The organism is Mycetocola sp., assembly GCF_046716805.1.
Lineage (GTDB): Bacteria > Actinomycetota > Actinomycetes > Actinomycetales > Microbacteriaceae > Mycetocola_A.
Map to the genome: position 1 here is coordinate 1 of NZ_JBKJWH010000161.1, position 12,426 is coordinate 12,426.

General features: G+C 65.8%; 11 protein-coding genes. 1 reads left to right on the forward strand and 10 read right to left on the reverse strand.

From position 1 onward, the window contains the following. Positions 1–373: 373 nt before the first annotated feature. The 10 genes from ACLQ62_RS13180 to ACLQ62_RS13225 form a co-directional block, all read right to left on the reverse strand. A complete protein-coding gene (locus ACLQ62_RS13180; RefSeq protein WP_411722093.1) occupies positions 374–1,774 on the reverse strand; it encodes a DUF222 domain-containing protein in 1,401 nt (466 codons plus the stop codon). Between the two features lie 232 nt (positions 1,775–2,006). Beyond that, positions 2,007–2,906 (reverse strand): hypothetical protein, encoded by a 900-nt coding sequence (locus ACLQ62_RS13185; RefSeq protein ID WP_411722094.1) that lies wholly within the window; start codon positions 2,904–2,906, stop codon positions 2,007–2,009. A gap of 59 nt (positions 2,907–2,965) precedes the next feature. Then, positions 2,966–4,339, reverse strand: coding sequence for an NtaA/DmoA family FMN-dependent monooxygenase (locus ACLQ62_RS13190; RefSeq protein ID WP_411722095.1), 1,374 nt, complete (start codon positions 4,337–4,339; stop codon positions 2,966–2,968). A 150-nt stretch (positions 4,340–4,489) separates the two neighbouring features. Continuing rightward, complete coding sequence (locus tag ACLQ62_RS13195) at positions 4,490–4,699, reverse strand: hypothetical protein (RefSeq protein ID WP_411722096.1); 210 nt, start codon at positions 4,697–4,699, stop codon at positions 4,490–4,492. Positions 4,700–4,746: 47 nt separating this feature from the next. Next, on the reverse strand, positions 4,747–5,985 hold the full coding sequence (locus ACLQ62_RS13200; protein WP_411722097.1) for a histidine phosphatase family protein: 1,239 nt from the start codon (positions 5,983–5,985) through the stop codon (positions 4,747–4,749). Then, positions 5,982–7,070, reverse strand: coding sequence for an ABC transporter ATP-binding protein (locus tag ACLQ62_RS13205; protein ID WP_411722098.1), 1,089 nt, complete (start codon positions 7,068–7,070; stop codon positions 5,982–5,984). The genes ACLQ62_RS13200 and ACLQ62_RS13205 overlap by 4 nt, the downstream gene beginning before the upstream one ends. Next, on the reverse strand, positions 7,067–7,906 hold the full coding sequence (locus ACLQ62_RS13210; protein WP_411722099.1) for a carbohydrate ABC transporter permease: 840 nt from the start codon (positions 7,904–7,906) through the stop codon (positions 7,067–7,069). The genes ACLQ62_RS13205 and ACLQ62_RS13210 overlap by 4 nt, the downstream gene beginning before the upstream one ends. After that, positions 7,903–8,823 (reverse strand): carbohydrate ABC transporter permease, encoded by a 921-nt coding sequence (locus tag ACLQ62_RS13215; protein ID WP_411722100.1) that lies wholly within the window; start codon positions 8,821–8,823, stop codon positions 7,903–7,905. The genes ACLQ62_RS13210 and ACLQ62_RS13215 overlap by 4 nt, the downstream gene beginning before the upstream one ends. Beyond that, the gene (locus tag ACLQ62_RS13220) at positions 8,820–10,133 is read right to left on the reverse strand and encodes an ABC transporter substrate-binding protein (RefSeq protein ID WP_411722101.1); all 1,314 of its coding nucleotides are present in this window, start codon (positions 10,131–10,133) and stop codon (positions 8,820–8,822) included. The genes ACLQ62_RS13215 and ACLQ62_RS13220 overlap by 4 nt, the downstream gene beginning before the upstream one ends. 51 nt (positions 10,134–10,184) lie before the next feature. Continuing rightward, on the reverse strand, positions 10,185–10,994 hold the full coding sequence (locus tag ACLQ62_RS13225; RefSeq protein ID WP_411722103.1) for an MBL fold metallo-hydrolase: 810 nt from the start codon (positions 10,992–10,994) through the stop codon (positions 10,185–10,187). A gap of 203 nt (positions 10,995–11,197) precedes the next feature. Between ACLQ62_RS13225 and ACLQ62_RS13230 the strand changes: the two genes are divergently transcribed. After that, positions 11,198–12,426 (forward strand): amidohydrolase (locus ACLQ62_RS13230; protein ID WP_411722102.1); only part of this gene is annotated, 1,229 nt, incomplete at its 3' end.

The window sequence follows — 12,426 nt, forward strand, 5'->3', positions numbered from 1 at the left end:
TCGTCGCCGACAAACTCAACGACCGGCCCCGAAAACGCCTCGACGCCGCAACCCCACGAGAAGCCCTCCAGCAGCTACTCTCGGAACCACCACAAGACTGTGTTGCATCGACCACTTGAATCCACCCGCGGCGCAACGGGTGCTTTCGTCCGCACGACGTGAAGTCGCTGTCGAGCAGAGCTCCCGCTGCCGCATCGGAGCTCGCGGGCGACTATGCGGAGGCCGCTGAATGCGCCGGCAGCAGGCATCCGCTATTCGACGACCAGGGACTCGACGCCCGGCAGCTCGTCGAAACGGGCGCTCCGATCAGTGGTGAGGATGAGGCGCTTTGTCGATCACCGGCGGCGGCCGTATAGAAACCGGCCGCGCCTTCTCAGTGGAAGTAGGGTTTTCGTTTCATCCAGTCCGGTGGGATGGTGACCGGTTTGCCGTCGACCATTTCGATCCGCCATTCGCCGGCGTGCATCAGCCGGTGGTGGTACCAGCAGAGGATCACACCGTTGCCGACCACGGTTTGGCCGCCTTCGGACCAGGGGATCACATGGTGCACTTCGGCGGCGCTGGCGGGGATGTCGCATTCTGTGCAGGTCGGTCCGTCGCGGGCGATGATCGCCAGTTTCTGGCCGCGGGTGAACGCGCGTTGTTTGCTGTCCAGGGCAAGGATTTGGCCGTCCGGGCCGAGGAACACCGGTTGGATGCCGCCGTCGCAGAGGATCTGCTCGATCGCGGAGTACGGCACCGGGTCGGCCACCCCGACCGCCAGCCCGGTGCCCTGCCGGTTCGCGATCACCTCCGCCGGGACGGTGACCAGCACCGTCGGCGCCGCCCCACTGATCGTCGGTGCGTTCCCGGAGCGGGCCAGCGAGTCGATCATCGACGCGAGAATGTCGGCGCGTTGCTGGCCCGGGGTTCGGGAATCCCTCGGCCGGCCCGGTTCCCTCCCGGCGGCCTCGTCGTAGTCCTGCTGCTCCTGCTCACTCAAACACTGCGGTGCGGTGCGGGGGGTGAGCATCGCGTCGAACAGGCTGCGGAGCTTCAGCGCCACGTCGATGGTCAGTTTGCCGCCGAACGGCACCACGCCGCCCTGGGTTTCCCGGGCCACCCAGAAGTCCCGGCGGGAGAACGCCGCCTCGGCACGGGGTTCGATGCCGTTCGGGTCGAGGGCGTCCCGCCACAACCGGGCCTGCCCGGCGATCAGATCCGCCGGCACCGCCAACCCGCCCGGCACTGTTTCCCCGGTGGCCTGGCCGACCAGCGCCGTCTCCGCCACGGCCAGGTCGCTCAGTTCCGCCCGCGGCGCGGCGGCGGCCAGTTCCCGGGTGATCGCCTCGGCGGTGTCGATCCCGATCAGCCCGGCCGCCAACGCCTCACCCACGCCCGGGAACAACGCCGGCAACGGCAGGCCGGCGTCCGTGGTCCGTTGCGCGGTCAGCGCGCCGACCCGGACGAACCGGGACGCGGTGCGCGCCGACATCCCGGTGACCTGCTCGAGCAGTTGCGACGGCCGGGCGAAACCGTGCCGGGCGGCGAGGCCGGTCTCACCGCGGGCCTTGTCGGAACGGATCGCCACCTCGTTGCTGGCGGCCAGGACCACCGCTTCTGCCCGCCGGATAACCCCGGCGACCTCCGACGTCAGCATCAGGAGTTCGTCACCGGTCAGCGCTCCCAACCCGGTCAGATCGGCATCCAGAACCGACACATCCACGCCGCCCGTACACGGCACCGACTCGGGCCGGGTGCCCTCCGGATTTTCGTCGCTGCTTGGGGTGTTCATACGACCAGTGAACACCCCACCACCGACATTAGCCCGACATCAGACGGCCGAGAAAGAGCCGGTGGGGATAATTTTCTGAACAGTTTGCTCTGTGGAGGGATAACGCCTCCTCCTGCCGCTGGAGCAGGTCCAAGCCCAGCGCCTCGCCGGTGTCCTTCCGACAGGAAGAGCGCGCACCACTGCCGCGGGTCGTCCTGACTCAGCCCCGAGAATCGCCGCCAACAGGGTCGTGTTACTCGGCCCTGAAGTAGTGTCGCTCCCCGTCGCCGTAGCCTGCGCTTGAGAATTGGATCACCCATTGACCGCCGGCCGGATCGTGCGCAGGGATTGCGATCACCACGGACCCGACGGCACTGGCGCCGGGGGCGAGATCGGTGATGGAGTTCCAGTCGGCGTCCGGAGGTGTCGCCGAGGAATCCCACATGCCGTGCACGTTGCCGCTGGAGTCCAGGTACTCCAGCCTCACCTGAACGGCCGGGGATGTGTAGGGGTCCCCCAGCGAGGAAACCTCGATCTCAGCCAGCGCCCACTGTGTGCCGGGCTGTGGCGGTTCGTTGTCCTCGAATCCCGTGACCACATCGTCCGCATTGAGAACGGATTGCTTCACCGTTGCCTCGTAGGCAGGCACGTTCTCCTTCGGGTCGAGAAGCGTGACCTTTGTACCCAGCGGCAGGGGGTCGGCAGCGAGCTCGGGCTCGACAATCTTGGGTGTGATGTACGTCGCTTCGGGCTTGGGCAGATTCAGGGCCCAATCCGCGCCGGCGCCCAAACCCGAGAGTAAGACGACAGCGTAGACGAAGGGCATCACGTTGGCGAGCACCACCGAGGCACCGGAGAGGGCGACGCCCCACACAGCGATCCGTCGTGGTCGGTCCACGAGGACCAGGCCGACGACGCCGACGATGGCGCCCGGAACGGCAAACAGGTAAGCCAGATAGCCGACGAACGGGACAAGTGCGGCGACGACCGCCGCGATACCGAGGATCAGGGCAGCGAGCCCAGGTCCGTTGCCCCGCTTGGACGGGGTTGGTTCGACCGTCGTGAGGCCATTCGGCACCTGCGGCTGCTGCGGATAGCTCGGCTGCGCCGATGCTCGCGGAGGACCGTAGGGGCTGTGCGGCGGGCCGGTCATACCGTGAGTCTGCCCATGGCAGCGCAAAAAGTACAGGAAAACTGCGCTCGTCAGCGCTCTCAGAGGTTCGCGCCACCCCGATACCGCGCGGCTGGGTGGCTCTCCGGCAGCCGCGGCTGCCCGAAGATCCGGTCCCGCAGCGTCTCGCCGTCGACGTAGGCGTCTCGCATCCGTCCGCGTTCGCGAAGCACGGGTGTAACGAGCTCACCGAAATCGATGGCCGTTTCGAAGGAGTGGTACTGGCGCAGGTTGATGCCGTCGATGCCGTACTCATCGAGCCAGCGTTCGATGTCGTCGGCCACCTTCTCGGGGGTTCCGGCGCTGAAGAACTGGTTCTTGTCCCACGCCTCGTCCACCGCCTGTACGTACTGCCCGACCGTGATGGCGAGCGGAAGCCCGCCGGCGTCGATGAGGTCCTGCCGTCCTTCACGCTCGAGAGCCTCCCGAACGGTGATGTCTCCCGGATGGTCCAGCGGACGAAACGGCACACTCTGGTGGATGAACTTGCCCTCGGGGCTCTCAAACGACCGGTACCGCTCGAGCTTCGCGGCCACCTCCGCGTCGGTCCGGCCGACGATGACCGTGGCCATGACGATGAAGCGCAGGTCGTCGGTGCTGCGCCCGCGCTCGACGGCGGCATCCCGGATCGTCTCGATGTTCTTGCCGAGCGAGCCTCGCGGGCGGTCGGCTGTGAACAGAACCTCGGCGTGTTTCGCCGCGAAGGCGATTCCGGATGCCGACGCGCTCGCCTGGAAAAGCAGCGGAGTCCGCTGAGGTGACGGCTCCGAGAGGTGCGGCCCGGCCACTGTGAAGTGGGTGCCGACGTGGTCTATGGGACGCACTTTGCTGGCATCCGAGAAGACGCCCCGTTCGCGGTCGACGACCACCGCATCGTCATCCCAGGACCCTTCCCACAGTTTGTAGACGACGTCCATGTATTCGTCGGCGATCTCGTAGCGGGTGTCGTGCGGGATCTGATCGTCGAGCCCGAAGTTGCGGGCGGCGTTCGGCAGGTACGACGTGACGATGTTCCAGCCGACGCGCCCGTCGGTGAGGTGGTCGAGGGTGCTCATCCGCCGGGCGAACGCGAACGGCGGCTCGTAGCTCGTTGAGAACGTGACACCGAAGCCGATGTGTTTCGTCACCGCGGCCATCGCCGGAATGACGAGCAGCGGATCGTTGTTCGGAATCTGCAGCCCCTCGGTGACGGCGGGCTCGAGGCTGTCGCGATATACGTCGTACGCGCCGATGACGTCGGCGAGAAAGATCGAATCGAAGCCGGCATCCTCGGCGACCCGGGCAAGTTCGAGCCAGTAACCGATCGACTTGTAGTGCTCGCGCTGGTTGCCCTCCTGCCGCCACAGCCCGTGGGTGATGTGGCCGGGTGTGTTCATCTCGAATAGGTTGACGATGAGGCGTTTGGGCGGTGTCATGCGATCTTCTCTGGTGCTCGAGTGCGGTCGGACCAGTCTCCCCGCGCTGAGTGTGGCGCGCTAATGCGCCGGTAACACGGCGACACGTGCTTCCCCCCGCCCCGCGCCCGCTGGTCGAGCAGCGCGCGAAGCGAGCGTATCGAGACCCGCCTACCCAGCTTCGTAGAAGTGCACCTGGCTGCCGCTGAACGCGCTCCCGTACCGAAGCAACCAGTACCCGCCAGCAAAAATCAGGTCGTCGAGAACGGATGCCGACACGGTCGCCGCGAAGAGGCTCGCGCCGTCTGCATCCACCAGCTCGACAATCGCACCCAGACCTGGCTCGAGGTCGACGACCGAATCGAGAAGCGACTGCGTCACCGTCACCTCGTCGGCGGGCGCACTGGCGCTCGAATCCGGCGCGAGGATCAGCGACCGAGCGCAGTGAGTCCGCCACTGACGATCGCCGCATAATGCTCCGCCAAGCGGGCCCGCGGAATGTCGGGATTGCGCTGCCACAATCGGACGAGTTGCTCGCCGATCCCCGAGATGGCGTAGGCGGAGGCGAGCAGCAATTCCTCATCGGCGTCCGTCATGGCCCGCAACCTGTCGGCGATCGACAGGATGGTCCCCTCACGGAGCCTTCCGACCTCGAGGGCGAGCCCGCCCGACAGCGTGGTGTCGTTCGAATAGACGAGAGCCCAGAGCCCCGGGTTGGCCTCGACGGTACGGAAGTAGGTGTCGCCCCGAAGCTTCCAGAGCTCGTATGGGGTGACGTCAGGGCTGAGTTCGACCCCCGCCGCTTCGAGGTGCTCGTGCAACTGGGCGCGAGCCCGCCGAATGCACTCGATGAGTAGTCCCTCCTTCGACCCGAAGTACTGGTAAATCACCGGACGGGTCAAACCTGCGGCGCGGGCGATATCTTCGACGCTGGTGTTCGAATAGCCGGTCGTCGAGAACAGTTTTTCGGCGACATCGACGACGTGACTCCGGCGATTTGTGCGTCGGCGCGGGGGCGTGACAGTGGTGTCTTTCGCTGCGTCATCCGCGAGAACTGCTGCGCCCGAATTGTGATCGATCAGCCGCCACGGGGCTTCCCGGTCTGCTCGTTCCAGAACCGTCCAATGGGCATTGCTGAGAGGCTTCAGCCCGGCGGCGTCCGCATCACCGATCAGGTTACGAACGGCGTAGAGGATCGCCAGTCCGTGCGCGGTGATGACAAGCGTCTCACCCGGAGCGGTGCTGCCGAGTGCATCGGCCAGACCGTCCAGAACGCGGGCAACCACAGTGTCGGGATGCTCCCCGCCGGAGGGCACCGAATCGCTTGCGCGAGAGCCGCGAAGGACTTCGAGCGCATGTGGCCATTGTTCGAGCAGCGCGTCATACGACATGTCCTCCCACTCGCCCAGTCCCCGCTCGCGGAATCGTTCATCGGTGCTCACCGACCCGCCGACCAGAGTGGCGAGTTGTTCGGCGGTCTGGCGGGCACGAGTCAGATCAGAGCTGAAAACGCGCAGGGGCGAGAAATCGGCGAGCCGAACTGCCGCGGCCTGAGCCTGCTCGGTACCCAGCGGGCTCAGGCGAACGTCAATCGTTCCCTGGATGCGACGGCTGCGATTGTATTCCGATTCACCGTGCCTCCAGAACACAAGTCGGGTGGGGTTCATCGGCTGACCGCCATCTCAGCAGGTGCGGTCCGTTGCCCCGAGCTGTCGAACCGGTGAAGCCGGTCCGCGTCGACGACGACCCGAACGCGCTCGCCCAGGCGGTCCCAGTGCTGGCCGTTCTGCTGCACCAGCTGGAAGTCCTCGCCTGAAGCATCCACGCGGCGGCACCGTACGCTCTGGCTGTCGCCGTAGAACTCCCTCCCGATTACCTCACCTTCCACCACCAGAGCGTCAGTGGGCGCGATGTCGTCGATCGCGAGGTGGCGGTATGCGTTCGATCGCCAGCCGACGCTCGCACCGCCGGGTGCGTCGTGGAAGTTCATCGGTGGGTTACCGACGAACGACGCGACAAACCGGTCGGCGGGAGCGTTGTACACCTCATCGGGGCTGCCGGATTGAAGCACGATTCCGTCCTGCATGACCACGAGATGGGTTGCCATTGACAGCGCCTCATACTGGTCGTGCGTGACCATCACCATGGTCGCGCCGAGCTCGCGGTGCAGGTCACTGATGAGGATCCTGGCCTCGGCGCGCAACTGCGCATCGAGGGCCGACAGCGGCTCATCGAGTAACAGGACCGATGGTCGGCGAACGATCGCACGGGCCAGCGCCACACGCTGCTGCTGCCCGCCGCTGAGCTGTTGCGGCTTGCGGCCGAGCATCGGTCCGAGACCGAGGAGATCCGCGACCTGCGTGGTGCGGTGCGTGATTTCTGCTGAGTTAAGCCTCTCTATCCGGCCGTGTTTTGAGGCCATTCGCAGGCCGAAACCTATGTTGCGCGCCACCGTCATGTGCGGGTACAGCGCGTAGTCCTGGAAGACCATGGCCAGATCGCGGTTCGGGTTGGAGGTGACATCCTCATCGCCGATGAGGAGCGACCCTCCGCTTGCCGGTTCCAGACCGGCGAGCACCCGCAGGAGTGTTGACTTGCCGCACCCTGAGGGTCCGACGATCACCGTGAGTGAGCCGTGCGGGATTGTGACGTCGACTCCCCGCAGGGCGGTGGTGCGACCGAACGACTTGGTCAGACCGGTGACGGTGATGTCGCGGGAATCGGAGGAGGTGAACTCGTCTATAAGCGTCATGCTTCGTTCGCTTTCATGAAGGCGTCGGTGATCTGGCGAGAGGCGACCGCATAGACCAGCAGGATGGGGATGGTGGATAGAGCTGACGCGGCGAGGAGGCCGCCAAAGTTGTTGCCCTCGGCTGTCATGAACTGCTGCAGCCCGATCTGCACGACCGTGTTTGTCGGGTCGCTCGCGACCAGCAGCGGCCACAGGTACTCGTTCCAGCCACTGATGAAGCCGAGGATGAAGACGGCGCCCAGCGCAGGTCGCAGTTGCGGCAGGACGACGTGGATGAAGGTATCCCACGACCTCGCACCATCCAGCCGTGCGGCGTCGAGTTGGGATCCCGGCAGCGTTTTGATGTGCCGGTGCAACAAAAGCAGAGCGAGGGCGCTCCCCGCGATCTGCGGCAGGATGAGGCCCTGCGGCGTATTCAGCCACTCGAGCTCCGCGGTGATGAGGAACTGCGGGATGATCAGTGTCTGCGCCGGGATCGCCAGGGTCGCCGCGAACAGCACGTACACGATACTTCGCCACTTCGGCGCGAAGTAGACGAGCGCGTACGCGGCGAGTACGGCCACCACGAGCTGGCCGATGGCGATGCCCATCGCCATCACGAACGTGTTGAACAACTGTGCGCCGAGAGGGAAGCGCGTCAGGGCGTAGGCGTAGTTTTCGAGCGTCGGATTTTCTGCCAACAGAGTCGGGCTGTAGATTTCTCCGGGCGGTTTGAGGCTCGTGACCACCGCCCAGAACAACGGGAACAGTTGGGCGGCGGCGACGACGATCAGCACGGTGTGCCATCCGAACGTTCCAAGACCGCGGCGGGCGCCGCGTGGTGTGATGACGGTCATACCGACCTCCTGGCGTGGATGCGGCGACCCGCTTGCACGAGCACCGCGACGGCAACGACCGCGAGCAGGAGCACGACGGATGCTGCGGAGGCTTCGCCCATCTCGAAGAACGTGAATCCCATTCGGTAGATCGTGTAGTAGATGTTGTCCGAGCTGGCGCTCGGCCCGCCCTGGGTGAGGATCGAGATGTTGTTGAATGCCCATTGTCCGGCGGTGATCAACGACAGGCATCCGAGCAGCACGACGGTTCCCTTCAACTGAGGAACGATGACGTGGATTGTGGTGTCGAGCGCGGTCGCGTTGTCGAGCCGGGCGGCATCCAGCAGGTTGCGGCGAAGCCCCGCGAGCGCGGCGCTGTAAAGCAAGAAGTTCATGGCTATGACCTTCGCTGAGGTGATCACGACGATGCTGGCGAGCGAGGTGGCGGGGTCGCCCAGCCAGTTCGATCCTGCGATGCCGAACGAGGCGAGGACCTCGTTGACGAGGCCGTTGAGGGGGGTCAGGATGAACTGCCAGGAGACTCCGAGCGCGACCGGCGCCACCATCATCGGCAAGAAAATCACCGCCCGGTAGAGATGAGTAAATCGGGATGCCCGCTGCCAGAGCATGACCGCGAGCAGGAGCGGCACGATGGTCGCGAAAGGGAGCAGCAGAAGCGCGTAGAGCACCGTCTGGCCCGAAGCGACCCAGAACGTGTCGTCGGTGAACAAGCGAGCGTAATTCTCAAGGCCGACGAACTCGCTGCTTCCTGTCAGCTGCCAGTCCGCGAAGCTCAGTACGACGCTCAGGAGCAACGGCGCGTAGATCCAGACCATGAGCAAGATGACGCCCGGCGCGACGTACAGGGCGGGGCGAACGCGGGCGAGCCCGCCGGGCGTCGTGAGACGCCCGGCGGACCCGCGGTGGGTCGAGGTCACGGGAGTTCGGCCCGGATTTTCTCCGCGACGTCATCAAGGCTGGAGTCGACATCCGCGCCCTGCACGAGGATCGGATCGACTGCCTCGTCATGGTAGGTGACGGTGGCCTGGTTCGAGCGCTCGCCGGGGAAGAACTGGTACGGCGCGACATCCTTCAGCTGCTCGAGGGCGGGTACCAGCATCTGGTTCTCCGCGAAGTAGCCGCCGAGCCACTCAGGGTCGTCGACCATGTCGGCCCGCAACGGCAGGTAGCCGATCTTCTCGGTGATGATCATGTACGCCTCCGGGCTGGTCATGAACTCGATGAATTCCCATGCCGCCTGCTGCTCGGCGGTCTCCGTCGAGAGCATCATCAGGGCAGCACCCGAGTGGGTGGGCTTTGGCGCCATCCCGTCGATGAGCTCGGGGAAACCGGCGGTGCGCACCTCCCAGCCGGCGCTCTCCGACGCCTTCACCAGGCTGGAGGAGTATGCGGTGGTGTTGATGAACATCCCGAGGTCGCCCTGCGTGAACGCGGCCATCGCATCCTCGGCCTTGACAGCGGGCATCAGACCGTCGGTGACGAGGTCCTGCAACAGAGTGAAGCCTTCCTTCGCCTCGTCACTATCGATGCCGATGTCTTCGCCGTCGTCGACGGTCAGCGAACCGCCGACGGAGTTCAGCACCGACTGGGCAACGAAGTCAGCCTTGGACTCCGAAACGAGACCGAAGTGCACGCCGTGGTGACCGGCGTCGACGAGCACCTCTGCGGCCTCGCGGATCTCGGCGAGGGTCTCCGGCGGGTTTTCGGCGTCGAGGCCGAGCTCTTCGAACAGCGTGGCGTTGTAGAACAGGGTCGGCGTGGAGACGGTGTAGGGGACACCGTGGTTGCTTCCCTCCCAGTCGCCGGTGTTGAGGATGCCCTGCGGCAGGCCCTCGGTCGCCTCAGCCCATTCCTCTCCGGCGGCTTCTTCGATGGACTGCATTGGCAGAGTGGTGAGCGCCTCCCGCACCTTGGAATAGCCCATCTGGACGACATCCGGGCCGTTGCCCGCGGCGACGTCGGTGCGGGTGCGGGTGAGGATCTCCGCGTTGGGGATGGCGCGGCCTTCCACGGTGATATGGGGGTTCTTCTCCATGAACAGGTCGATCAGTTCCTGGGTGCCTTCACCGGCGGCACCCTCGGTGCCGAGGTTGTATGACGCGAACGTGATGGACACCGGCTCGTCGGAGGACGAGCCGGCGGCGGCTGGAGTGCCTGATGAGCAGGCGCTCAGGCTGAGCCCCGCGGTGAGCGCGAGGGCGACGGTCGCGGTGCGACGTAGTGACATGGGATTCCTTCGTGTTGGTGGTGGGGGAGCGGAAGCGGAATGGCCGGTGGTTTAGCCGATGACGACTGATTGACCGGGAACGGCAATGGACACGTCACCGTCGTACACAGCGGCGGCACGATCCCGGTGCTGGGCGCGGGAGGCGGCATCCGCCGTCAGAAAATGGGTGAGCATGAGACGCTTGGCGCGGCCGGAGACGGCGGCGCGACCGGCATCCTCGGCACACAGGTGCCCGTGCGATGACGTGTCCGGCTCGTCATACGTGCACTCGGCAAGGAGCAGATCCGCCCCGGCGGCGAGTGTCGCCAGTGCGTCGGTGACGCCAGTGTCGCCGGTGTAGGCGAGCACCGCGTTGTCCGTGCTGATTCGCACGCCGCTGTTCGGCACCACATGTGCCAGGCCGACGGTCTGCAGGTCGAGGGACCCGACCGTGAACCGATCGCCCGCGGAATATTCGATGAGTTCGACCGCGATCTCGAACGCGCGGTCCAGGACGCTGTGTGAGCGAACGGGAAAGGTCGCCGCGTGCCGGTGCAGCTGTTCGGCACCGCCCTTGGGCACGAACACGGGTATGCGGCGTTCCGGCGCTGCGATGATGTCGCCGGTTGCCGGATCTTTACGGAGCGATGGTGCAAGCACCATCTTCGCGATGGCGAGGACGTCGTAGACGTGATCGATGTGCATGTGCGAGATGAAGATCGCATCGAGGTCGGACGGGCTGATGCGGCGGGAAAGTTCCAGTGCCGCACCGGCACCTGCGTCGAGCAGGATTGTCGTTTCGCTGTGCTCGACCACGTAGCCGGATCCTGCCTGGCCGTGTTTCGGCATCCCCGAAACGCTGCCGAGGGGCGTCATCGTCATCGTCACGATGTGTTGTCCTTTCCGGTTACTTACGATCTGTAAGTAACCGGGGCAACGCTAAGCGCCTCGGATGAATCGACTCCGCGCTCGAGGTGAACCAGAGATGAATGTTGACGGCGGTCGAAGGTGGTCATTCGTGCGCACGGTACCTGAAAGCGTCGAGGTATAGCCTTACCCAAACGTGTGAATACCGAGGAGGCGATGTGACCGCTGCGGCATCCGTTCTGGAAGGCTTAGGCGGTCTGCGCTCCTGGCAGGAGGATTTCTACCGGGATCTGCACCAGCATCCGGAACTGTCTCATCAGGAGCATCGGACTGCCGAAAAAACGGCTGAGGCGCTCACCTCGTCCGGCTTCGAGGTGCATACCGGCATCGGCGGAACCGGGGTGGTCGGCGTGCTGGGCAACGGCGACGGGCCGACCGTGCTGCTGCGCGCCGACATGGACGCGCTCCCGGTGCGCGAGACGACCGGCCTGCCGTACGCGACCACCGTGACGGTCGTCGATGCAACGGGCGCCGAGGTGCCGGTCGCGCACGCCTGCGGCCATGATGCGCACGTCGCCTGCCTGGTTGGCGCGGCCCGGTTGCTGGCGGATGCTGCGGACAGCTGGTCGGGCACGGTGGTCGCGTTGTTCCAGCCGGCCGAAGAGGTCGGCGGCGGGGCGCGGCGCATGCTCGATGATCAGCTGGCCTCGTTGTTTCCGAAGCCGGATGTCGCGTTCGCGCAGCACGTGCTGCCCGGCCCGGCGGGGACGGTCGCAACGCGCACCGGGCCAGTGTTGTCGGCGGCCGACAGCATGCGGATCACCGTGTTCGGGCGCGGTGGGCACGGGTCGACGCCGCAGGCGACGGTCGATCCGGTGGTGCTCGCCGCGATGATCGTGATCCGGTTGCAGACGATTGTGTCGCGGGAGGTTCCGCCGGGGCAGACCGCGGTGCTCACGGTGGGGAGCCTGCAGGCGGGGACGAAGAGCAACATCATTCCAGATCAGGCGGTGCTGCAGCTCAACATCCGCACCTATAGCGAGGCGACCCGCGCGACGATCCTCGAGGCGATCCGCCGGATCGTGAACGCGGAGTGTGCGGCGTCGGGTTCGCCGAGGGAAGCGGAGTTCGAGCTGTTCGACCCGTTCCCGCTGACCGACAACGATGCTGCGACCACGGAACGGGTGGCATCCGCGTTCACTGACTTCTTCGGGGACCGCGCCGGGGCGCTGGGCCAGCAGAGTGCGAGTGAGGACTTCAGCGACATCCCGAGGGCGCTCGGCACTCCCTATACCTATTGGAGTGTCGGCTGCACCGACCCGGAGGTGTTTCGTGCAGCGGATGCCGCCGGCGGGGTCGCGCAGGACATCCCGGGCAACCACTCACCGGAATTCGCCCCGGTGCTGCAGCCGACGCTCGACACCGGAACTCAAGCGCTGGTGGTGGC

What these genes read in the sequence shown, in the direction of transcription:
- ACLQ62_RS13190 (WP_411722095.1), bottom strand. Translation starts at nt 4,339, where the DNA reads ATGACACCGCCCAAACGCCTCATCGTCAACCTATTCGAGATGAACACA.
- ACLQ62_RS13180 (WP_411722093.1), bottom strand. Translation starts at nt 1,774, where the DNA reads ATGAACACCCCAAGCAGCGACGAAAATCCGGAGGGCACCCGGCCCGAG.
- ACLQ62_RS13210 (WP_411722099.1), bottom strand. Translation starts at nt 7,906, where the DNA reads ATGACCGTCATCACACCACGCGGCGCCCGCCGCGGTCTTGGAACGTTC.
- ACLQ62_RS13200 (WP_411722097.1), bottom strand. Translation starts at nt 5,985, where the DNA reads ATGAACCCCACCCGACTTGTGTTCTGGAGGCACGGTGAATCGGAATAC.
- ACLQ62_RS13220 (WP_411722101.1), bottom strand. Translation starts at nt 10,133, where the DNA reads ATGTCACTACGTCGCACCGCGACCGTCGCCCTCGCGCTCACCGCGGGG.
- ACLQ62_RS13185 (WP_411722094.1), bottom strand. Translation starts at nt 2,906, where the DNA reads ATGACCGGCCCGCCGCACAGCCCCTACGGTCCTCCGCGAGCATCGGCG.
- ACLQ62_RS13225 (WP_411722103.1), bottom strand. Translation starts at nt 10,994, where the DNA reads ATGACGATGACGCCCCTCGGCAGCGTTTCGGGGATGCCGAAACACGGC.
- ACLQ62_RS13205 (WP_411722098.1), bottom strand. Translation starts at nt 7,070, where the DNA reads ATGACGCTTATAGACGAGTTCACCTCCTCCGATTCCCGCGACATCACC.